Source organism: Staphylococcus sp. GDX8P54P (genome assembly GCF_017893165.1).
GTDB lineage: Bacteria > Bacillota > Bacilli > Staphylococcales > Staphylococcaceae > Staphylococcus > Staphylococcus borealis.
The window spans coordinates 26,229-50,025 of record NZ_JAESMM010000014.1 but is presented as its reverse complement, the minus strand read 5'-3'; the positions used below and the strand labels follow the sequence as shown (position 1 = coordinate 50,025).

Annotated in this window: 22 protein-coding genes and 1 CRISPR repeat array; of the genes, 19 read left to right on the top strand and 3 right to left on the bottom strand. The window is 32.9% G+C overall.

Features of this window, described 5'->3' with window-relative positions:
* Positions 1-169 precede the first annotated feature (169 nt).
* Entirely contained in the window at positions 170-334 is a 165-nt protein-coding gene (locus tag KA909_RS07650) for a hypothetical protein (RefSeq protein ID WP_193839597.1), read from the bottom strand.
* A 157-nt stretch (positions 335-491) separates the two neighbouring features.
* Between KA909_RS07650 and KA909_RS07645 the strand changes: the two genes are divergently transcribed.
* From KA909_RS07645 to KA909_RS07625, 5 genes are all read left to right on the top strand, one after another.
* Positions 492-686: a CsbD family protein gene (locus KA909_RS07645; protein WP_053029845.1), complete on the top strand. Its 195-nt coding sequence runs from the start codon at positions 492-494 to the stop codon at positions 684-686.
* Positions 687-973: 287 nt separating this feature from the next.
* Entirely contained in the window at positions 974-4,141 is a 3,168-nt protein-coding gene (gene cas9, locus KA909_RS07640; protein WP_210130086.1) for a type II CRISPR RNA-guided endonuclease Cas9, read from the top strand.
* A 3-nt stretch (positions 4,142-4,144) separates the two neighbouring features.
* Positions 4,145-5,047, top strand: coding sequence for a type II CRISPR-associated endonuclease Cas1 (gene cas1, locus KA909_RS07635; RefSeq protein WP_193839595.1), 903 nt, complete (start codon positions 4,145-4,147; stop codon positions 5,045-5,047).
* Positions 5,048-5,051: 4 nt separating this feature from the next.
* On the top strand, positions 5,052-5,360 hold the full coding sequence (gene cas2, locus KA909_RS07630; RefSeq protein WP_193839594.1) for a CRISPR-associated endonuclease Cas2: 309 nt from the start codon (positions 5,052-5,054) through the stop codon (positions 5,358-5,360).
* An 11-nt stretch (positions 5,361-5,371) separates the two neighbouring features.
* The gene (locus KA909_RS07625; RefSeq protein WP_193839593.1) at positions 5,372-6,376 is read left to right on the top strand and encodes a hypothetical protein; all 1,005 of its coding nucleotides are present in this window, start codon (positions 5,372-5,374) and stop codon (positions 6,374-6,376) included.
* A gap of 119 nt (positions 6,377-6,495) precedes the next feature.
* Positions 6,496-7,585: a CRISPR direct-repeat array (repeat unit 36 nt; unit sequence GTTTTAGTACTCTGTAATTTTAGGTATAAGTGAAAC).
* A 431-nt stretch (positions 7,586-8,016) separates the two neighbouring features.
* On the opposite strand, the gene popT is transcribed toward KA909_RS07625, so the two are convergent.
* The gene (gene popT / locus KA909_RS07620; protein ID WP_053029843.1) at positions 8,017-8,868 is read right to left on the bottom strand and encodes a polyprenyl-phosphate transporter PopT; all 852 of its coding nucleotides are present in this window, start codon (positions 8,866-8,868) and stop codon (positions 8,017-8,019) included.
* 359 nt (positions 8,869-9,227) lie between these two features.
* Between popT and sufC the strand changes: the two genes are divergently transcribed.
* The 11 genes from sufC to KA909_RS07565 all read left to right on the top strand — a co-directional run bounded on the left by sufC (position 9,228) and on the right by KA909_RS07565 (position 20,876).
* Positions 9,228-9,989, top strand: a complete 762-nt coding sequence (gene sufC, locus KA909_RS07615; RefSeq protein WP_011276304.1) for a Fe-S cluster assembly ATPase SufC — start codon at positions 9,228-9,230, stop codon at positions 9,987-9,989.
* Positions 9,990-10,167: 178 nt separating this feature from the next.
* On the top strand, positions 10,168-11,475 hold the full coding sequence (sufD, locus tag KA909_RS07610) for a Fe-S cluster assembly protein SufD (RefSeq protein WP_070855137.1): 1,308 nt from the start codon (positions 10,168-10,170) through the stop codon (positions 11,473-11,475).
* 50 nt (positions 11,476-11,525) lie between these two features.
* On the top strand, positions 11,526-12,767 hold the full coding sequence (locus KA909_RS07605; protein WP_193839592.1) for a cysteine desulfurase: 1,242 nt from the start codon (positions 11,526-11,528) through the stop codon (positions 12,765-12,767).
* Positions 12,757-13,218 (top strand): Fe-S cluster assembly sulfur transfer protein SufU, encoded by a 462-nt coding sequence (gene sufU, locus KA909_RS07600; RefSeq protein WP_053029837.1) that lies wholly within the window; start codon positions 12,757-12,759, stop codon positions 13,216-13,218. Before KA909_RS07605 ends, sufU begins: the two co-directional genes overlap by 11 nt.
* A gap of 166 nt (positions 13,219-13,384) precedes the next feature.
* Complete coding sequence (gene sufB / locus KA909_RS07595) at positions 13,385-14,782, top strand: Fe-S cluster assembly protein SufB (RefSeq protein WP_053029835.1); 1,398 nt, start codon at positions 13,385-13,387, stop codon at positions 14,780-14,782.
* Positions 14,783-15,077: 295 nt separating this feature from the next.
* A complete protein-coding gene (locus KA909_RS07590; protein ID WP_210130087.1) occupies positions 15,078-16,151 on the top strand; it encodes an NAD(P)H-dependent flavin oxidoreductase in 1,074 nt (357 codons plus the stop codon).
* 129 nt (positions 16,152-16,280) lie between these two features.
* A complete protein-coding gene (locus tag KA909_RS07585; RefSeq protein ID WP_210130085.1) occupies positions 16,281-17,129 on the top strand; it encodes a DUF72 domain-containing protein in 849 nt (282 codons plus the stop codon).
* Between the two features lie 13 nt (positions 17,130-17,142).
* Entirely contained in the window at positions 17,143-17,970 is an 828-nt protein-coding gene (locus KA909_RS07580) for a sulfite exporter TauE/SafE family protein (RefSeq protein WP_075108671.1), read from the top strand.
* A gap of 21 nt (positions 17,971-17,991) precedes the next feature.
* The gene (locus tag KA909_RS07575; RefSeq protein ID WP_210130084.1) at positions 17,992-19,311 is read left to right on the top strand and encodes a bifunctional metallophosphatase/5'-nucleotidase; all 1,320 of its coding nucleotides are present in this window, start codon (positions 17,992-17,994) and stop codon (positions 19,309-19,311) included.
* Positions 19,312-19,448: 137 nt separating this feature from the next.
* Positions 19,449-20,369 carry a lipoyl synthase gene (gene lipA, locus KA909_RS07570; protein WP_029376689.1) on the top strand — a complete coding sequence of 307 codons (921 nt, stop codon included), beginning with the start codon at positions 19,449-19,451 and terminating at the stop codon, positions 20,367-20,369.
* 108 nt (positions 20,370-20,477) lie between these two features.
* Positions 20,478-20,876, top strand: coding sequence for a YutD family protein (locus KA909_RS07565; RefSeq protein ID WP_193839589.1), 399 nt, complete (start codon positions 20,478-20,480; stop codon positions 20,874-20,876).
* A 66-nt stretch (positions 20,877-20,942) separates the two neighbouring features.
* Here KA909_RS07565 and KA909_RS07560 read toward each other — a convergent pair whose 3' ends face one another.
* A complete protein-coding gene (locus KA909_RS07560; protein WP_037548938.1) occupies positions 20,943-21,209 on the bottom strand; it encodes a DUF3055 domain-containing protein in 267 nt (88 codons plus the stop codon).
* A 102-nt stretch (positions 21,210-21,311) separates the two neighbouring features.
* On the opposite strand from KA909_RS07560, the gene KA909_RS07555 reads away from it, so the two are divergent.
* The 3 genes from KA909_RS07555 to KA909_RS07545 are packed head-to-tail and all read left to right on the top strand — an operon-like array spanning position 21,312 to position 23,522.
* Positions 21,312-21,746, top strand: coding sequence for a DUF86 domain-containing protein (locus KA909_RS07555; protein WP_193839588.1), 435 nt, complete (start codon positions 21,312-21,314; stop codon positions 21,744-21,746).
* A complete protein-coding gene (locus KA909_RS07550; protein ID WP_210130083.1) occupies positions 21,746-22,537 on the top strand; it encodes a TIGR01457 family HAD-type hydrolase in 792 nt (263 codons plus the stop codon). Before KA909_RS07555 ends, KA909_RS07550 begins: the two co-directional genes overlap by 1 nt.
* A gap of 19 nt (positions 22,538-22,556) precedes the next feature.
* A complete protein-coding gene (locus KA909_RS07545; RefSeq protein ID WP_193839587.1) occupies positions 22,557-23,522 on the top strand; it encodes a 2-hydroxyacid dehydrogenase in 966 nt (321 codons plus the stop codon).
* Positions 23,523-23,797 lie beyond the last annotated feature (275 nt).

Genomic DNA, 23,797 nt, shown 5'->3' with positions numbered 1-23,797 from the left:
TGCGGAGGTGGGCGGGGCCCAAGCAAAGAGAATTTCACTAAGAAATTCTACAAGCAAAGCAAGCTGGGAGTGGGGCCCTACCAAAGAGAATTTCATTAAGAAATGCTTCAAGTAAAGCAAGCTAGGAGTGGACGACGAATTTTAAAAGAATTCTGTCCACTCCTTTAATTTAGAAAGATTTTCTATCTTTATACAGTATGCCGACACCTTGTCCGCCAGATCCCATTGTATAGTCAAATTTTATAACTTCGATGTATGGATTTTCTTCTAAGAAACGATTTACCTTTTTAGTGAGGCCACTTTTAGTCATTGCGGTAAAATTAATGAATTTCATTATAACCACTCCTTAAATTGATTTATTTCATTATCATTATAATTGAACTCATTGTAGAATGAAAAAATTAAATTTTTACGAATATAATGTTTAAACATGTTATAGTGTGGTATTTATTACTATACAAGATATACAGACTATCAAGGAGGAATCTCAAATGGCTGAAGATAAATTTGAACAAGCAAAAGGTAATTTAAAAGAAACTGTTGGTAATGCTACTGACAATAAAGATTTAGAAAAAGAAGGTCAAAGCGACAAAGCTTCTGGTAAAGCTAAAGAAGTTGTTGAAAACGTTAAAGAAAAAGCAAACGATGTTATCGATAAAGTAAAAGGTAACAACGATAATAAATAATTTGTTTATAAGACGAAGCGCAAGTGCTAAGCACTTGCGCTTTTTTTCATATCCAAGCAACTTGTGTTGCGACGTATGCTTAAGGGAAAGTTTATAGAATCATTTGTGATTTAATACATTACTTGTCTTTGTCATTAGTATAGGAAACTTTATGAATAGGGACACTATTATTTTGTAATAAAACTTTAAGAAAATAAAAAAATATTTAAAAATCTAGTTAAAAAGTATTACAACGCATTTTGTTTTAAATTATAATCAAATTATAAAATAGGGGTGGGTGATTTAAAGTGAAAACAGATTATATTTTAGGATTAGACATAGGTATAACTTCAGTTGGATATGGCATTATAAATTACAATGACAAATCAATTATTGATGCCGGAGTGAGGTTATTTCCTGAAGCTAATGTAGAAAATAATGAAGGACGTAGAAGTAAAAGAGGCGCTAGAAGGTTAAAAAGACGAAGAATCCATAGATTAGAGCGGGTTAAACAATTATTAAAAGATTATAAGTTACTCGATTCTATTGATGTCATCCCTCAATCAACAAACCCTTATGAAATAAGAGTGAGAGGGTTACGAGAAAAATTAACGAGAGATGAATTAGCAATCGCATTATTACATTTAGCTAAAAGACGCGGTATACATAATATAGATGTTATAGATCAAGAAGAGGATGCATCAAACGAACTTTCTACAAAAGAACAGTTATCAAAAAATAATCATTTATTGAAAGATAAATTCGTATGTGAACTTTTACTTGAAAGATACAATGAAGGTAAAGTTAGAGGCGAGAAAAATAGATTTAAGACGGCAGATATTGTTAAAGAAATAAGACAAATTTTAGAAACACAAAAAGAAACGTATCATTTGGATAATAGTTTTATTGATAAGTATGTTGAATTAGTGGAGACAAGAAGAGAATATTATGAAGGTCCAGGTGAAGGTAGTCCTTACGGATGGGGTGCTGATTTAAAGAAATGGTATGAACATTTGATGGGCCGTTGTACATATTTTCCTGAAGAATTAAGAAGCGTTAAGTATGCATACTCTGCGGATTTATTTAATGCATTAAATGATTTAAATAACTTAGTAATTCAAAGAGATGGGCTAAATAAGTTAGAATATCATGAAAAATACCACATCATTGAAAATGTGTTTAAACAAAAGAAAAAACCTACTTTAAAACAAATTGCTAATGAAATAGGTGTAAAACCAGAAGATATAAAAGGTTATAGAATAACTAAATCCGGTAAAGAAAACTTTACTGAATTTAGACTGTATCACGATTTAAAAAAATCTCTAAAAGACCAAAGTATATTGGAAAATATTCAATTATTAGATCAAATTGCTGAAATTATAACTATCTACCAAGATAAAGAGAGCATTAAAAAAGAATTAGAGCAATTAGCTGAACCAATTAATGAAATAGATAAAGAAAGTATTTCTAACTTAGCTGGTTATAACGGTACACACCGACTTTCTTTAAAATGTATAAACTTAGTATTAGAGGAATTATGGCATACTTCTAGAAATCAAATGGAAATCTTTGCATATTTAAATATTAAACCTCGAAAAATTAACTTAAAGAAAGCAAATAAAATACCTAAAGATATGATTGATGAGTTTATACTATCTCCAGTAGTTAAAAGAACGTTTGGTCAAGCAATCAATGTTATCAATAAAGTAATAGAAAAATATGGTGCTCCTAAAGATATTATTATTGAGTTGGCTAGAGAGAATAATACTAAAGATAAACAAAAGTTTATTAATGAATTACAAAAGAAAAATGAAAAAACAAGACAGAGAATAAACGAGATTATCGGAAAAACAGGTAATCAAAATGCGAAGCGATTAGTTGAAAAGATTAGACTTCATGACGAACAAGAGGGCAAATGTCTGTATTCTCTTGAGAGTATACCATTGGAAGACTTATTAAATAATCCTAATCATTATGAAGTTGACCATATTATTCCTAGATCTGTATCATTTGATAATTCATATCAAAATAAAGTTCTCGTTAAGCAAACAGAAAATAGTAAAAAAGGTAACCGTACACCATACCAATACCTGAATTCAGGGGAAGCAAAACTGTCTTATAATCAGTTTAAACAACATGTGTTAAATCTTAGTAAATCAAAAGATAGAATTTCGAAGAAGAAAAAAGATTACTTACTAGAAGAACGAGATATAAATAAATTTGAGGTACAAAAAGAATTTATTAATCGAAACTTAGTTGATACGCGATACGCTACAAGAGAATTAACCAATTATTTAAAAGCGTATTTCAGCGCTAATGATTTGGATGTTAAAGTTAAAACAATCAATGGTAGCTTTACAAATCATTTAAGAAAAGTATGGGAATTCAAAAAAGAACGTAACCATGGTTATAAGCATCATGCTGAAGATGCGCTAATTATCGCTAACGCTGATTTCTTATTTAAAGAAAATAAAAAGTTAAAAGCAGCAAATAAGGTTTTAGAACAACCAGAACGTAAAGAGATAGAAACTAAAATTGAAGTTGATAGTGATAAAGAATACCAAGATTTATTTGTCATTCCACAGCAAGTAAAAGAAATTAAAGAATTTAGAGATTTTAAATATTCGCATAGAGTGGATAAGAAACCAAATAGACAATTAATCAATGACACGCTTTATTCAACAAGAGTAAAAGATGATGACTTATATATCATCTCGCCGATTAAGAATATTTATAGTAAAGATAATACAGATTTAAAAAAACATTTTAATAAGAATCCTGAAAAATTCTTAATGTATCAAAATGATCCAAAAACGTTTGAAAAACTAGAAGTGATCATGAAGCAATACGCTAATGAGAAAAATCCATTGGCTAAATATCACGAAGAAACAGGAGACTATTTAACTAAATACAGTAAGAAAAATAATGGACCAATTGTTAAATCGATTAAGATGTTTGGTAAAAAGGTTGGAAATCATTTAGATGTTACAAATCAATACAGCAATTCGAGAAACAAACTTGTGAAATTATCATTTAAGTCGTATCGTTTTGATGTGTATCTGACTGATAAAGGTTATAAATTCGTTAGCATTACATATTTGGATGTACTTAAAAAAGATAATTATTATTATATTCCTGAAGCCAAATACGAGAAATTAAAGTTAAATAAAGGTATCGATGCTAAAGCTAAATTTATTGGAAGTTTTTATTATAATGATTTGATTGAACTAGACGGTAAAGTATATACAGTTGTTGGGGTTAATAATGATAAGAGTAATAGAATAGAACTTAATTTTACTGACATTAAATATACGGAATTCTGTGAAATGAATAATATTAAATCAACACCAAGAATTTTTAAAACAATTGGAAGAAAAGTTGAAAGTATTAGAAAATTATCTACTGACGTTCTAGGAAATAGATATTATCAATCTTGCGCCGAAAAGCCACAATTAATATTTAAAAAGGGAATCTAAGCTATGAGTTGGAGAATTGTGTATATAACAGAAGTTAATCACATGTCACTTAATTTAAATAGCTTAAAAATCAAAAAAGGCGATCTAGAAACTAAGATTCCTTTAGCTGATATTTTTGCGTTAGTTATTGAAGATTTAACTGTTACATTAACATCCAGATTATTAGTAGAACTCTCGGATTATAATATTTTAGTTATCTTTTGCAATCAAAAGCATTTGCCAGAATGCACTTTACAACCAATATCAGGTCATTTTAATCAATATGCGCAAATGAAAGCACAATTAAAATGGGATGTAGCTCGTAAAAGTGAATTGTGGCAATCAATTGTAAAGCAAAAAATTCAAAATCAAATTGAATGTATGAAGTACATGCACATTGATACTGTGCGAATTCAAAAAATGACAGAGTTAAAGCAGTCAGTATTGATATATGATCGGAATAATATTGAGGGTCAAGCTGCAAAATACTATTTTAATAGTTTCTTTAAAGATTTTACGAGAGATAATGATGCGCTTATAGAGAATGCGGTTTTAAATTATGGGTACACTATTTTGAATGCTGCAATAGCTAGAACGATAGTCGCAAAAGGTTTAATACCAGCAATTGGCATCCACCATATTGGAGGGAGAAATCATTTTAACTTAGCATCAGATTTAATTGAACCATTTAGGGCGCTAGTTGATTTGTTCTTATTGAAACATCCTCCTGAAGACTATTTAACAAAAACGTATAGATTAAAAATAATCAATCTATTACATGCTCGTGTTGAAATTGATGGAAAAATGCAAACGGTTATTCGAGCTATTGATATTATGGTGCAATCTATAATTGAGTATTTTAAAGACGGTGATATTAAATCATTAAAGTTTCCTAGTTTGAGTAAATATTCATTTTATGAGTTATAGATTTATGAGAGTACTATTAATGTTTGATCTACCAGTTGAAACTAAGAAACAAAGAAGAATTTATAGTAAATTTAGAAAGCAACTCATTGAGGATGGATTTTTAATGATGCAATACTCAATTTATATCAAGAGTGTCATAAATAAAGATGCGGCAAACCAAACTATAAAAAAAGTAAATACTTTTCTACCTCAAGAAGGTCATGTCAGGGCACTCATGATAACTGAAAAGCAATATCAACATATGCAAATACTTTTAGGAGAAGAAAATCATAATATAGAACTATTAGGTGATAATAGAACTATTATTTTTTGATAAGAGAAAATATGGAACATATCATATGGCAAATAAAATCTGAAGCAGTACCTACAATGAATCTGAATATTGGCCAATACACTGCTATCTATAATGAATTTGAAACCATTGAAGAGGACATACTTGAACTTATGGATCAATATTTTAAAAAAAGAAACTCAAATAAGAATGAAGTTTCTATTATAGAATGTACTAGTCATGAACTAATTTCTAATCTTGAATATGAGAGTTTTATTATTGATAATAACAAAATAGAACTTGAGCATTCATTAGGCGCCACATCTATTTTGAATAAGAAACTCCAAAGAGATTTTGCTAATCATATTGAAAGTTCAGGATATTTAAATTCTATTAATCAACTTCTGAATGATTTACTAGAGATGATTAATTACAATGAATTACCTTTACAAATAAAGACTGTAGATATTAAATATTTCATTAAGTTATTAAGCTTTGAATATGAAATGAAGAAGGATTATACAAAATTAGTAAACAGAATAGAGCAAGTGCTACCTTTAATCGTTGATGAATTAAACAAGCTACACAATAATCATTTATTATTGATTTACTTATATCCTGAAGCAAATTTAAGTCCTAAAGAACAAATAAAGTTGAAAGAATTATTGTTAACGCTCGATGCAAACATAATTGTATTAACAGGATCATTACATTTTCTATCCGAAGAGTGGAAATACAATAACTATATAAGAGATGGTGAGCAAAAAAACACATCTGAATTTCTGGAAGAATTAGAGTGGAATGCGCCACTTAATTTTGATAAGAGGGAACTAGAAGAAAGTTTGAATCGATTCATTTTAACTTATCAAGATAAATTAGAATTAAATCCTATAATATCTAATTATCAAATAGCACAAATTATGTTATTTAGTGCTATTGACATATATGTTGGCGTTTCATATATGCAACATTGTAATCATAAATTTGAATTGAAAATTAAAAATGAATTACTGCCTAAAAGCATCAATAAATATTTAAACCAACAATCGTTGAATTAATTACTTTGCTATAATTAACATAATAATCTATTATTATCTTAGTGAATGAGTTTAGCTAACTTGTTCACTGAGATACCTTTTTATAAACTAATTCTTTTAGCGATTTTATATTGCTAGAGGTTTTAGTACTCTGTAATTTTAGGTATAAGTGAAACATGTAACCAATGTGCATTGTTGCACGTAATGTTTTAGTACTCTGTAATTTTAGGTATAAGTGAAACAACGAGTACCAAAACCATGTTACAAATCAAGTTTTAGTACTCTGTAATTTTAGGTATAAGTGAAACCCACAGCTGTGTGTCCTGTACCGTTATTAAGTTTTAGTACTCTGTAATTTTAGGTATAAGTGAAACAATATCCAGTTCGTGCAGGTCGAAAAGATGGTTTTAGTACTCTGTAATTTTAGGTATAAGTGAAACCAGTTACAAAAGTATAGCTAACCGTACCCAGTTTTAGTACTCTGTAATTTTAGGTATAAGTGAAACGTATCTACAAATATCAATGTTAGCACAGCTGTTTTAGTACTCTGTAATTTTAGGTATAAGTGAAACTACACCAGCAAATCGAATATTGCTTGAACGTTTTAGTACTCTGTAATTTTAGGTATAAGTGAAACATGAAGATTTAAAAGGTGACGAATTGAAAGGTTTTAGTACTCTGTAATTTTAGGTATAAGTGAAACCTGGTGGTAGATTGCTTTCTGTACCTTCCGGTTTTAGTACTCTGTAATTTTAGGTATAAGTGAAACGTTGGGTTGAAGGTGGTGCAGATAGAAAAGGTTTTAGTACTCTGTAATTTTAGGTATAAGTGAAACCTTTAGCCCATGTTTTAGGCTCAAGTATTGTTTTAGTACTCTGTAATTTTAGGTATAAGTGAAACTGTTATACAAAGTGATAGCTTCTGCTTGTCGTTTTAGTACTCTGTAATTTTAGGTATAAGTGAAACTTGAACTGCATAAACGCTACCAACGTTTTTGTTTTAGTACTCTGTGATTTTAGGTATAAGTGAAGCATGTGATTTACCACTAGAGCCACCTCCATAGTTTTAGTACTCTGTAATTTTAGGTATAAGTGAAACATAAAGGTAAAGTAACAGCTGGTGCGTTTGGTTTTAGTACTCTGTAATTTTAGGTATAAGTGAAACAAATCGACAATGTAAGCTATGACGATATACGTTTTAGTGCTCTGTGATTTTAAGTATAAGTGAACGTTACATTGATGCTACACCGCAAGATTGAAGTTTTAATACGCTAGTACTTCAGTCACAACTATTTTAAATAGCGATTATTAAGTGCTATTCCTTTCAAATGATTTGATTAAAGTGATTATCTCTATAATTACGCCGATCCATTATTCTTTTCAAATAATCCATAATATTGAGATCAATTATTTGGGGAAGAATGTAGAAATATTTAATATTAATTAAAATAGTAGTTGACTAACATGCTAAGGTGGAAATATAATAAATGTAAGGAACAAGTTTAGCTAACTTGTACTTATACCTAAAATTACAGAATCTACTAAAACAAGACTTTATGTCGTGTTTATCCCATTAATTTATTAATGGGATTTTTTCTTTATAATTAGACAAATCGCCAACGATGATGACTATCGTTGGCGATTATTTTTTCATACTATTGATTATACATTCTCATCTGTAATTTGGCCGAGCCAATAACTGCCGGCAAAACCGACGATTAATGTGATGATTGAAAGTGTCCACTCAACACCAGTTTGAGGAAGACCTGGGAAAACGGCATAAACGGAACCAATAACGAATCCAGTTATTAATGCGAATGTGGTATAGAAGTGATGATGCAAGAAGTATTTAATAATACGACTAGATAATAAAAATCCTGCTAATACACCTAAACCTACAACTATTAATATTGGAAGGCCATCGAAGTTTAATTTAACTAAATCAGCAATGGCTAACATAATTGTTCCATAAGTACCAAATACAAGTAGCATGAATGATCCAGAAATACCAGGTAATAACATTGCACTTGAAGCACATGCACCAGCTAAGAAATATTTAATAATAAGACCAAATGATAAATCTAGTGACGTATCAGCGCTTTGATTACCAGAATTCATTAATGTTATGACTACTAAAATAATGATACCTACTAACATAATGCCATAGTGTTTTGTTGTAAATGTTTTATTAAATTTTGCAGTTCTTAATAAGTAAGGGATAATACCAATGATTAATCCTGTAAAGAAGAACATGGTAACTACTTGATGATGTTCTAATAAATAATTGATTAAGTTACTTAGTATGCCAATTGCTAAAGCCATACCAATTAATATAGGAAGTAAAAACTTTAAGCTAGGCCAAAATCGCTTGGAGAATATACCGCTTATTGAAGAAATAAAACCGTCATATATGCCTAATAATAACGCGATAGTACCTCCACTAATTCCAGGAACTAAATCGGTTGTTCCCATACCGAACCCTTTTAATATATTAATCCACTTGAAATTTTGCATGAACGTCTCCTTTCGAAATAGGTTAAATAGCATCATAACAGACTTTTGAAGAATAATAAAATATTAAGATTGTAATATTATAATTTTTATAAATATTGCACTAAATGAATGGGATTTGTGTCTGAATTATTTCTATTGAGAACTGTAAGCCTTTGATTATCAGTTGCAAGAAAAAATTGAGTCTTAGATAAAAATTATTTTAGATAAATAATCACTATAATTTAGAGTTTTAATAAGTTTATATTAAGGGCTATTTGCGTTATAATGAAGTGTATTAAAGTACACAAAGTCTTTTTGACTACAAATTAAAATTATTATAAACTAGTTAAGAAAACTTTATATTTACGGAGGGAATATAAATGTCATCAACATTAGAAATTAAAGACCTACATGTGTCTATTGAAGATAAAGAAATTTTAAAAGGTGTTAATTTAACTATTAATACAGGCGAAATACATGCAATTATGGGACCAAATGGTACGGGTAAATCAACGTTATCATCAGCGATTATGGGACATCCATCATACGAAGTAACGCAAGGTGAAGTGTTACTTGACGGTGTTAACATTTTAGAATTAGAAGTTGATGAAAGAGCTAAAGCTGGTCTGTTTTTAGCAATGCAATATCCATCAGAAATCACTGGTGTAACGAATGCTGACTTCATGCGTTCAGCGATTAACGCAAAACGTGAAGAAGGACAAGAAATTAACTTAATGCAATTTATCAAGAAATTAGATAAAGAAATGGATTTCTTAGATATCGATAAAGATATGGCTCAACGTTACTTAAATGAAGGCTTCTCTGGCGGTGAGAAAAAACGTAACGAAATCTTACAATTAATGATGTTAGAACCTAAATTCGCAATTCTTGATGAAATCGATTCAGGTTTAGATATCGACGCCTTGAAAGTTGTATCTAAAGGTATTAACGAAATGCGCGGTGAAGAATTTGGTGCATTAATGATTACACACTATCAACGTTTATTAAACTACATCACACCTGACAAAGTGCATGTTATGTACGGTGGTAAAGTAGTTAAATCAGGCGGCCCTGAATTAGCTAAACGTCTTGAAGAAGAAGGCTATGAGTGGGTTAAAGAAGAATTTGGTGCTAAAGAATAATCTAGCAGTCGTTTGTTTTTAAATGATGAAACTAGATGCAGATTATTAATGTAAATTGATGCATTAATAATGACGATTGAATATGTGAGACTGAGACATCGAATATATAAACAAAGTTATTATTTCGATGGTGTTACAGTCGCTAAAATTTTTCATCAAGTAGGAGGAAAAGAGAGTTATGACAACCGAAACTTTAAACATTTCTGAAGAACAACTTGTTGATTATTCTAAAGCGCACAATGAACCTTCTTGGATGACTGAGTTACGTCAAAAAGCGTTGAAATTAACAGAAACTTTAGAAATGCCAAAACCAGATAAAACGAAATTAAGAAAATGGGACTTTGATTCATTTAAACAACATAAAGTCGAAGGACAAACGTTCAATGATTTATCAGAGCTTCCAGATGCGATTAAAAACATTATTGACGTTGAAAACACTAAAAATTTAGTCGTACAACATAATAATGCTTTAGCTTATACGCAAGTATCACAAGAAACACAAGATAATGGCGTGATTATTGAAGGCTTATCTGAAGCATTAGTTAATCACGGAGATTTAGTACAAAAATATTTAATGACAGATGCAGTTACTGTTGATGAACATCGTTTAACTGCATTGCATACGGCTTTAATTAATGGTGGCGTATTTGTTTATGTACCTAAGAATGTCGTTGTTAAAGATCCTATCCAATATGTTGTGTTACACGATGATGAGAATGCTAGCTTCTTCAATCATGTGATTATTGTTACTGAAGAAAGTGCTGAAGTGACATACGTTGAGAACTATTTATCAACTGCAAGTGGCGAAGGTAACCAACTCAACATCATTTCTGAAGTCATTGCAGGTGCAAACTCTAATATTACGTATGGTTCAGTTGACTATTTAGACAAAGGCTTTACTGGTCACATCATTCGCCGTGGTACAACTGCTGCAGATGCATCAATTAATTGGGCATTAGGTTTGATGAATGAAGGTAGTCAAATCATTGATAATACAACTAATTTAATTGGTGATCGTTCAACAAGTGAACTTAAATCCGTTGTTGTTGGTACAGGCGACCAAAAAATCAACTTAACGTCTAAAATTGTTCAATATGGTAAAGAAACGAACGGTTATATCTTAAAACATGGTGTAATGCGTGAGAATGCATCATCTGTATTTAATGGTATAGGTTACATTAAACATGGTGGTACGAAATCTATCGCTAACCAAGAGTCACGTGTCTTAATGCTTTCTGAGAATGCTAGAGGTGACGCTAACCCAATCTTATTAATTGATGAAGATGATGTAGAAGCAGGACACGCAGCTTCAGTAGGTCGTGTTGACCCTGAACAACTTTACTATTTAATGAGTCGTGGTATTTCTCAAAAAGAAGCAGAACGATTAGTGATTCATGGTTTCTTAGACCCTGTAGTGCGTGAATTACCAATTGAAGATGTTAAACGTCAATTAAGAGAAGTTATCGAACTTAAAGTTAATAAATAAACTTATCAATCCCAAAGAGATTTTTAATATAAGAAAGGTCGTGAAATAAAGTGGCCGAAACTTCATTAAATGTTGAGAAAATTATTAAAGATTTTCCAATATTAGATCAAAAAGTTAATGGAAAAAGATTAGCGTACCTTGATTCAACAGCTACAAGCCAAACGCCAGTTCAAGTACTAAACGTATTAGATGATTATTATAAACGATACAATTCCAATGTACACCGTGGAGTGCATACACTTGGCTCACTAGCTACTGATGGATACGAAGGTGCTCGTGAAACTGTAAGACGTTTCATTAACGCTAAATACTTTGAAGAAGTCATCTTTACAAGAGGAACAACTGCCGCAATTAATATTGTTGCGCGTAGTTATGGAGATGCCAACATTGAAGAAGGCGACGAAATTGTTGTTACTGAAATGGAACATCATGCCAATATTGTTCCATGGCAACAATTAGCTAAACGCAAAAATGCCTCATTAAAATTCATTCCAATGACAGAAGAGGGTGAATTAAATATTGAGGATGTTAAGGCAACAATCAATGACAACACTAAAATCGTAGCCATAGCACATGTATCTAATGTTCTAGGTACGATTAATGACGTCAAAGAAATCGCTAAAATCGCGCATGAACACGGTGCGATTATAAGTGTCGATGGTGCACAATCTGCGCCACACATGAACATAGACGTTCAAGATTTAGACGCTGATTTCTTCAGTTTCAGTGGCCATAAAATGTTAGGACCTACTGGTATTGGTGTATTATACGGTAAACGTGACTTATTAAAAGACATGGAACCAATTGAATTTGGTGGGGATATGATTGACTTTGTAAGCAAATATGACGCTACGTGGGCAGATTTACCTACTAAATTTGAAGCAGGTACACCAATTATTGCTCAAGCTATTGGCTTAGGAGAAGCAATTCGCTACATTGAGAACATAGGCTTCGATGCTATTCATGAACATGAAAAAGCATTAACAGAATATGCTTATGAACAAATGTCATCGATTGAAGGACTTGAAATATACGGTCCGCCTAAAGATCGTCGTGCGGGTGTTATCACATTTAACTTAGCTGATATTCATCCACACGATGTTGCTACTGCAGTAGATACTGAAGGTGTTGCTGTAAGAGCTGGACACCATTGTGCACAACCATTAATGAAATGGTTGAACGTATCATCTACTGCGCGTGCAAGCTTCTATGTTTACAATACTAAAGAAGATGTAGACCAACTTGTTGAAGCATTGAAACAAACGAAGGAGTTTTTCTCTTATGAATTTTAATAATTTAGATCAACTTTATCGATCTGTAATTATGGATCATTATAAGAATCCTAGAAATAAAGGCGTTTTAGATAATGGCTCAATGACTGTAGACATGAACAATCCTACTTGTGGTGACCGCATTAGATTAACGTTTGATATTGAAAATGGCATCATTAACGATGCTAAATTCGAAGGAGAAGGTTGTTCTATTTCAATGTCTAGTGCATCTATGATGACTGAAGCGGTGAAAGGTCATTCACTAGGTGAAGCGATGCAAATGAGTCAAGAATTTACTAAGATGATGCTTGGTGAAGATTATGAAATCACTGAAGATATGGGAGACATTGAAGCACTTCAAGGTGTATCTCAATTCCCAGCTCGCATCAAGTGTGCAACATTAGCCTGGAAAGCACTTGAAAAAGGAACAGTTGAAAAAGAAGGTAAAGCAGAAGGTTCGACTGAAGAGTAATCGGCCAGTTTTATGTAAGACCTATTATCTTATTTAAAGCTTAACCTTAACTTTTTACACGTTTGACTTTTTATGAAGGTTGCATATTGTTACAATGACAATAGACAATAAAGAATATTAAAAATCTCGCACACGTCGTTTTAAATATATTTAAGGAGTGATTGAAATGGCTAAAAAAGCACCTGATGTTGGAGATTACAAATATGGTTTCCACGATGAGGATGTTTCCATTTTCAGATCAGAACGTGGTTTAACTGAAAATATCGTTAGAGAAATTTCAAAAATGAAGGAAGAGCCTGAATGGATGCTTGACTTCAGATTAAAAGCTTTAAAATTATTCTATAAAATGCCAATGCCTCAATGGGGTGGTGATTTATCAGAATTAAATTTTGATGACATCACATACTACGTCAAACCTTCAGAGCATACAGAACGTTCATGGGACGAAGTACCTGAAGAAATTAAACGTACATTTGATAAATTAGGTATTCCAGAAGCTGAACAAAAATATTTAGCAGGTGTTTCTGCACAATATGAATCAGAAGTTGTATATCACAACATGGAAAAAGAATTAGAAGAAAAAGGTATCATCTTTAAAGATACAGATAGTGCTTTACGTGAAAACGAAGAACTATTCAAAGAATACTTTGCTTCTGTTATTCCAGCAGCTGATAACAAATTCGCAGCATTAAACTCAGCTGTATGGTCAGGTGGTTCATTCATCTATGTACCTAAGAATGTTAAATTAGATACACCATTACAAGCATACTTCCGAATTAACTCAGAGAACATGGGTCAATTCGAACGTACATTAATTATTGCTGATGAAGGTGCATCAGTGAACTACGTTGAAGGTTGTACTGCACCAGTTTATACTACAAGTTCATTACACTCAGCAGTAGTAGAAATCATCGTGCATAAAGATGCACACGTACGTTACACAACAATTCAAAACTGGGCAAACAACGTTTATAACTTAGTTACTAAACGTACATTTGTGCATGAGAATGGTAACATGGAATGGGTAGATGGTAACTTAGGTTCTAAGTTAACTATGAAATATCCAAACTGTGTTCTTTTAGGTGAAGGTGCGAAAGGTAGTACATTATCTATCGCCTTTGCTGGTAAAGGTCAAGTACAAGATGCTGGTGCTAAAATGATTCACAAAGCACCTAACACATCTTCAACAATCGTATCTAAATCTATTTCTAAAAATGGTGGTAAAGTAATCTATCGTGGTATCGTTCACTTCGGACGTAAAGCGAAAGGTGCACGTTCTAACATTGAATGTGACACGTTAATTTTAGATAATGAATCTACTTCAGATACAATTCCATACAATGAAGTATTTAATGACAATATTTCATTAGAACACGAAGCGAAAGTTTCTAAAGTATCAGAAGAGCAATTATTCTACTTAATGAGCCGTGGTATTTCTGAAGAAGAAGCTACAGAAATGATCGTTATGGGCTTCATTGAACCATTCACAAAAGAATTACCAATGGAATATGCAGTAGAAATGAACCGTTTAATCAAATTCGAAATGGAAGGCTCTATCGGTTAATCATTCAGCATTACTGATTGTGCTTAATCATAAGTGAGTCCGGGAAAAAATAATATAATGAAGCTATTTTGCGAATTCGCAGTAGCTGACTGAACTGAGAAGACGCTTAATTCAAGCTTTTCTTAGTTCTAGTCACCCTTACGGGGGTGGGACAACGAATTTAAAAAGAATTCTGTCCCACTCCCACTTTTTTATATAGTAATGGGCAAGTTTATTGAAAATTAGAGTAGGGAATAAGTTGAACAATACAGGTATAGTATGTGTAACTACTCATTATAGAGAAGGTGGCGTTAACATGTGGTATGACAATCAATTCACAGAGGCTTTAAACATTCAATATCCTATTATTCAAGCAGGTATGGCCGGTAGTACAACACCAGAACTTGTGGCAGCTGTTAGTAATAAAGGTGGATTAGGATGTATTGGTGCAGGCTACTTTACAATTGAAAAGTTAGAACAAGAAATAGAACAAGTTCGATCGTTAACAAGGCAACCCTTTGGCGTAAACTTATTTGTTCCAGGGCATCATACGTATACCAATGAACAAGTTGAGCGTATGAATGCTTGGCTAAAACCTTACCGTAAGGCTTTAAATCTTGAAGAACCTGTCATTAATATCTCAGAAACACAACAATTTAAGCAGGCAATTCACATGATAATTAAAAAGAAAATACCAGTGTGTTGCTTTACCTTTGGTATACCATCACAAGATATCATTAAACAACTGAAAGATGCTCAAGTCACTTTAATAGGTACGGCAACATCTGTTGATGAAGCAATTGAAAACGAACAGGCAGGCATGGATATAGTAGTTGCGCAAGGTAGTGAAGCAGGTGGCCATAGGGGGTCATTTTTACCAAGTAAACAGCAAGCAACACCACTAATTGGCACAATGAGTTTAATTCCTCAAATTGTTGATCAAGTCACGATACCAGTTGTTGCTGCAGGCGGTATCATGGATGGTCGTGGCGTATTAGCTAGTCAAATACTAGGGGCGCAAGGCGTTCAAATGGGGACAGCGTTTTTAACTACAGTGGAAAGCGGTGCGAATGATTTAGTGAAACAAGCGGTACTACATAGTAAGGAAACGGACACTATTGTTACGGACGTCTTTAGTGGTAAATTTGCGCGTGGCATCCATAATGAATTTGTGGAAAAAATGTCGCGATATGAAGGTGTTCTACCACCGTATCCAGTTCAAAATCAATTAACCAATGCAATTAGAAAGACTGCGGCTTCCAATGGTAAACGTGAATGGACACATATATGGAGTGGTCAATCGCCACGTTTAGCTACAGCGCAACATGTAGATCAATTCATGGATAAACTTGTCGAACAAATCGAGGCGTTATTGAAGGCTGTGCAGTAGTATGGATTTATAAAAACGTTGTGAGCTAGAGTGGGCCACATTTTCAAAAAATAATAAGATAATGTAAAGATGGGATAGAACAAGTGATATCTTAAAATTGAATATGGTATCATATACCTGGTGATAAAAATGATTAATATAGGTCTTACTGGATGGGGCGATCATGATACGTTATATGAAGATTTGGAACGACAGTCGGACAAGTTACAAACGTATGCAAGTCACTTTCCTATTGTTGAACTTGATGCATCATATTATGCCATCCAACCTGAACGAAATATCATGAAATGGATTAAAGAAACACCTGATCGCTTTGAATTTGTTGTGAAAATTCATCAAGCGCTCACATTGCATGCAGATTATAAAGATTATGCAGAAACAAGAAGTGAATTATTTGCGCAATTTAAGCGTATGTTACAACCACTCATTGACCATCATAAATTAGCTATGGTATTAGTTCAATTTCCACCTTGGTTTGATTGTACGGCACAGAACATCAAGTATATCTTATACGTTCGTCAGCAATTATCTGATATACCGCTTTGTGTTGAATTTCGTCATCAATCATGGTTTAACGAACAATTTAAAGAGCAAACGCTCTCATTTTTAATGGAACACCATATAATCCATTCAGTTGTTGATGAACCACAAGTAAGAGAAGGATCCGTACCACTCGTTAACCGTATTACTACTGAAACAGCGTTCGTCCGTTATCATGGAAGGAACAGACAAGGATGGACTAAAAAAGATATGACAGATCAAGAGTGGCGTGATGTGCGATATTTATATAATTACAATAAGGAAGAGCTTACCGATTTAGCTAATAAAGTTAGGATTTTAGAACAAAAAGCCAAAATAGTTTATGTCGTATTCAATAATAATTCGGGTGGCCATGCTGCTCAAAATGCTAAAACATATCAAGACATTTTAGACATTGAATACACAGGTTTAGCTCCCCAACAATTAAAATTATTCTAAGAGGCGAAATATAATGTTAGTGACAATTATTTTATTAGTGCTTATCGGTCTTTTCTCTGCCATTTTAGGGTCATTAGTAGGCATTGGTGGAGGTATTATCATTGTTCCTACACTGGTTTATTTAGGCGTGACGCACGATGTATTACATGGTATAACTCCGCAAATAGCAATAGGAACATCATCTGTGATTTTAATCGTCACAGGTTTATCTTCATCACTAGGCTATTTAAAGACGAAGCAAGTGGATATCAAGAATGGCTCTATTTTTTTATTTGGTTTACTACCAGGTTCCTTGCTTGGGTCATTTTTAAGTAGATACCTTACTTTAGAATCATTCAATTTATATTTTGGTATTTTCATGATTATTGTCTCTATTATTTTAATGGTAAGACATAAAATCAAACCGTTTAAAATCTTTGATAAAGAGAAATATCGTAAAACGTATATTGATTCTGAAGGCAAGACGTATCATTACAGTGTACCGCCTTTATTTGCATTTGTTGCGACGCTATTTATCGGTATATTAACTGGTTTATTTGGTATTGGTGGTGGCGCATTAATGACGCCACTCATGTTAATCGTCTTTAGATTTCCACCTCATGTTGCAGTAGGTACGAGTATGATGATGATCTTCTTTTCAAGTGTAATGAGTTCCATAGGGCATATCATACAAGGTCATGTTGCGTGGTCTTATTCTATCGTCCTCATTATTTCAAGTTACATTGGTGCTCAAATTGGTGTGCGTGTCAATCACTCAATTAAATCTGAAACGGTTGTCACACTTTTGCGTACGGTGATGTTGATAATGGGTGTGTACTTAATTATTAAATCTTTTCTTTAAATAAAAATAGGGGGAATTTAAGTGAAGTTAACCATTTTTCACACGAACGATATTCATAGTCATTTAAACGAATATGCACGTATTACATCTTATATGGCAGAACATAGACCTCAACTTCAACATCCCTCACTCTATTTAGATATAGGCGACCATGTAGATTTATCTGCACCGGTGACTCAAGCAACGATAGGGCGTAAGAATGTCGAGTTGCTTAACGAGGCACATTGCGATATTGCGACAATTGGTAATAATGAAGGAATGACGATTTCACATGAAGCGTTAAATCAGTTATATAACAATGCGACGTTTGACGTGATTTGCACCAATGTTATTGATGAAGAAGGTCAATTACCACAACATATTGCTGCTTCATGTATTAAAGACATTGAAGGTGTTCGTATTTTATTCGTGGCGGCTACAGCAGCGTTTACGCCATTTTATCGCGCACTTGATTGGATTGTTACAGATCCGTTAGAAGCGATTAAAGATGAAATTGCCAATCAACAAGGTAATTACGATGTACTTATTGTGATGAGTCATGTTGGTATCTTTTTTGATGAAAAGTTATGCCAAGAGATTCCAGAAATTGATGTCATTTTAGGTAGTCACACACATCATCATTTTGATAATGGTGAAATGAACAATGGTGTACTCATGGCTGCTGCCGGAAAATATGGATATTACTTAGGTGAAGTTAATTTAACTATTGAAAATAAAAAGGTTGTTAATAAAGAAGCCATGATTTATCCAGTTGAAACGTTGCCTTTAATTGATACGGATTATGAGTCTGAAGGGAAAGCGCTTATGAGTGAGCCAGTGATTGATCATCCTATCAATTTAAGTAGTCAAACCGATGTGATTACTAAAACAACGTATTTATTAGCAGAAAGTGTATTCGAATTCACGAATACAGATTGTACAATTATTAATGCAGGGCTTATCGTAAAAGGCGTTGAAGCAGATCGACTAACAGAATACGACATTCATAAAATGTTGCCACATCCGATTAATTTAGTGCGTGTACGTCTAACAGGTGCTGAACTTAAAAAAGTCATTATCAAAAGCCAAAAGCAAGAATATATGCATGAACATGCGCAGGGCTTAGGCTTTAGAGGCGATATTTTTGGTGGGTATATATTATATAATTGCGGCTATATTCAGTCAGACAATCGCTTTTTTGTTAATGGTGAAGAAGTGATTGATGATAAGACATATACGCTAGGAACAGTTGATATGTATACCTTTGGTCGATATTTCCCAATATTAAAAGGTAAATCAATTGATTATTTAATGCCTCAATTCCTTAGAGATATTTTCAAGGATAAGTTATTAAGATTATAATAAAATAGTGCAAGATATATTTGTTCATTAAATAGAAATTGTGTGAATCACGAAATTTATAGCTTATTACGTTTTAATTTAATGTAAAGTTCGTTATAATAGGAAAAGATAGATTATACAGGAGGGTATACGTGGTTATGGCTACTAAAAATGAAGAAATCTTACGTAAACCAGATTGGTTGAAAATTAAGCTTAACACGAACGAAAACTATATTGGCCTCAAGAAAATGATGCGTGAAAAAAACTTACACACTGTTTGCGAAGAAGCAAAGTGTCCAAATATACATGAATGTTGGGGAGCTAGACGTACGGCTACATTTATGATTTTAGGTGCGGTATGTACAAGAGCATGTCGTTTCTGTGCTGTTAAGACAGGCTTACCTAATGAATTAGATTTAAATGAACCAGAACGTGTTGCAGAATCAGTTGAATTAATGAACTTGAAACACGTTGTTATCACTGCTGTTGCACGTGATGACCTAAGAGATGCAGGTTCAAACGTTTATGCTGAAACGGTACGTAAAGTACGTGAGCGTAATCCATTCACTACAATCGAAATCTTACCATCAGATATGGGTGGTGACTATGAAGCACTAGAAACTTTAATGGCTTCTAAACCAGATATCTTAAACCACAACATCGAAACAGTACGTCGTTTAACACCAAGAGTTCGTGCACGTGCTACATATGAACGAACATTAGAATTCTTACGTCGCTCTAAAGAATTACAACCAGATATTCCTACTAAATCAAGTTTAATGGTTGGCTTAGGTGAAACGATAGAAGAAATCTACGAAACAATGGATGATCTTCGTGCAAATGATGTAGACATACTAACAATTGGTCAATATTTACAACCATCACGTAAGCATTTAAAAGTTGAAAAATATTATACGCCATTAGAATTTGGTAAATTAAGAAAAGTAGCTATGGACAAAGGATTCAAACACTGTGAAGCTGGCCCTATGGTACGTAGTTCTTATCATGCCGATGAACAAGTAAATGAAGCGGCTAAAGAAAAACACCGTCTAGGTGAAGAAAAATTACAACAAAATTAATTTAAACACGTGAATAGTTTAGATTAAGTTTTTAGAGACTTAGGTTGCACACTTTTTACTGAATTGTGTAATCTAAGTTTTTATTATACGAGTTAAAGGTGACAAATTATGATTAAGATAGGTCAACAATATTTTGAAATCATTGAAGATTATAGATCGTGTTTTGATGAAGAATTAGTTGCATCGAGATATTCAGATATATTAGATAAATATGATTTTGTCGTAGGAGATTTTGGATATGACCAGTTACGTTTAAAAGGCTTTTACAAAGATACCAATAAGAAAGCTGAAATATCTAAACGTTTTTCAAGTATTCAAGATTATATATTAGAATATTGTAATTTTGGTTGTCCTTATTTTGTATTGCGTCATTTATCTAATAAAGAAGTGCAACAATTAGAACATGAAAAAGATGAAGTCATTTTGTCGGATACAGAAGATAAGTTGCATGACGTCAAAATTAAACCTACGATTCAAGAAGTTAAACACCATGATGATGAACAATAGAAATAATCAAATAAGCTGTGAAAAAATCATGATAAAAGATTTTTTCACAGCTTATTTAAATTGAAATTATTGAATAACTTGATTCAGATATTCAATAATTTCATCACTTTCTTCTTGGCTTACACCTAGAATATGCGCGATGTAGCCTTCTTCTTCAATATCATCTGTACCGATGATACCAAATTTATTTGTTTGCATATTTAGTACAAGCGTCTTACCATAATGACGGTCTGTTTGAACAAGCATTAAATCATATCGACTGTGTTCACCTACAAAGCCTACAAATTGCACTTGGCTTTGTTCTTCATCGTCATATAAGTACATATCTATCATTAGAGTAGAACTCCTTTTATCTTTGTATTTTAATTTAGTATAACGACAAATGAAGACCGATGCAAAACTGTGATATGATAGACATATTAAGAGGTGAAGGATATGTATTTTGTAGATAAAGATCAACTTACTTTAAAATTAACTTACTTAAATCAATTAATTAAAGATTATGAAGCAAATAAAGAAAATCATTATGCATTTGAACGTATCGCGCAAATGTTAATTGAATCATCTGTGGATATAGGGAATATGATTATTGATGGTTTTATCTTGAGAGATCCTGGAAATTATAAAGATGTCATTGATATTCTTGAACTTGAAGGCGTTATTTCGAAATCTACACAGCAACGTGTAAATGAAACGATTGATGTTAGAAAGCAGTTCGCACACAATTACACGGAATTAGTTGATACTAAGATTCAACCGTTATTTGATCATGCTTTGCCGTATTATGAACAGTTTATTCAAGAGGTAACGCAATTCCTTGAGAAAGAGAATGTGCCGGTTACTGCTTTTGGAAAAGGAGACAACAGCTAATGAAGAATTATAAAGGTTATTTAATCGATTTAGATGGAACGATGTATTTAGGTACAGACGAAATTGATGGTGCAGCACAATTTATCGATTACTTAAACAATCATCAAATTCCACATTTATATGTTACAAACAATTCTACAAAGACACCTGAAGAGGTAACGCAAAAATTAAAAGAGATGAAGATTGATGCGAAACCTGAAGAGGTTGTCACATCTGCGTTAGCAACAGCCAATTTTATTGCCGTTGAGAAAAGTGATGCTACAGTATATATGTTAGGTGGTAATGGCTTACGCACAGCATTAACTGAAGCTGGATTAACTGTAAAAGATGATGAAAACGTAGATTATGTTGCGATAGGTTTAGATGAAAATGTCACTTATGAGAAGTTAGCCGTTGCAACGCTTGCAGTACGTAAGGGTGCGCGTTTTATTTCAACAAATCCAGATGTATCTATTCCTAAAGAACGTGGTTTCTTACCAGGTAATGGTGCAATTACGAGTGTAGTAAGTGTATCAACGGGTCAAGCCCCTCAATTTATTGGTAAACCTGAACCAGTCATTATGGACATTGCATTAGATATTTTACAATTGGACAAATCTGATGTAGCAATGGTCGGTGATTTGTACGATACAGATATCATGTCAGGGATTAATGTCGGTGTAGATACGATTCATGTTCAAACAGGTGTAACGACGTATGAAGAACTACAAGAGAAAGATCAACAACCTACATATTCATTTAAAGATTTAAATGTAGCAATTGCAGAATTAGAAAAAAATGCCCAAAAATAGATAAAGGGGTGGCACGACAATGGTGAAAATTCTAGTCACACGTCAGATTCCAAATCGTTTCATTGAACAATTGGAACAACTCGGCGACGTTAAAATGTGGGAAGAAGCATTTGAACCTATGCCTAGAGCGCAATTTTTGAAGGAAATAGAAGACGTAGATGCATGCTTTATTACATTGAGTGAAACGATAGATGCAACCTGTCTGGAACACGCGAAAAACGTGAAGATTATTGCAAATATGGCGGTTGGTTTTGACAATATTGATGTTGAGTTAGCAAATCAAAAAGGTATTGTTATCACTAATACCCCACAAGTACTTACTGAAACAACAGCTGAATTAGGATTCACATTAATGTTAGCTGTAGCGCGACGTATTGTTGAAGCAGAACGCTATATTCAAAATGGCGAATGGAAAAGTTGGGGACCTTATTTGTTGTCAGGCAAAGATGTCCATGGATCGACTATAGGTATTTATGGTATGGGTGATATTGGAAAGAGCTTTGCACGTCGATTGCAAGGGTTTAATGCAAATATCTTATATCATAATCGCTCTAGACATGAAGATGCAGAAACGCAACTCAATGCAACCTATGTATCGTTTGATACGTTATTAGCAGAAAGTGATTTCGTCATATGTACTGCACCGTTAACGCCGGAAACGGAAAATAAATTTAATAAAGATGCATTTTCAAAAATGAAAAACGATGCGATCTTTATTAACATTGGCCGTGGCGCTATTGTAGATGAGGAAGCATTAATTGATGCATTGAACAATCAAGATATTGGTGGTTGTGGCTTGGATGTTTTACGCGAAGAACCTATTCAGCTTGACCATCCACTACTGAAAATGCCTAATGCAATTATATTACCGCATATTGGCAGTGCTTCAGTAGCAACGAGAGATCACATGATTCAATTATGTGTGGATAATATTGCTGCGATATTAAAAGGGGAAGCACCACTTACACCAGTAACAAATAAATAAAGCGATATAGAACTTCTAACGTTAAGGTAATGATTTACTATTTAACGATAGAAGTTCTTTTATATTATCTAACAGTTTTGTTATGTCGTATGTAATTGTTAAGTAGGTTAATTGGTACTAATATAATTAATGTCATTTAAATTCATCCATGCCATTACAAGGCGTAGCTAATATGGATACTGACTCACTTACTTCTATGAACTTGGAAATATGAATGTCAGTGTCGTTATCACAACGGCTTGAAGTGCAAAATTTAATTTGCTATAAAAACAAAT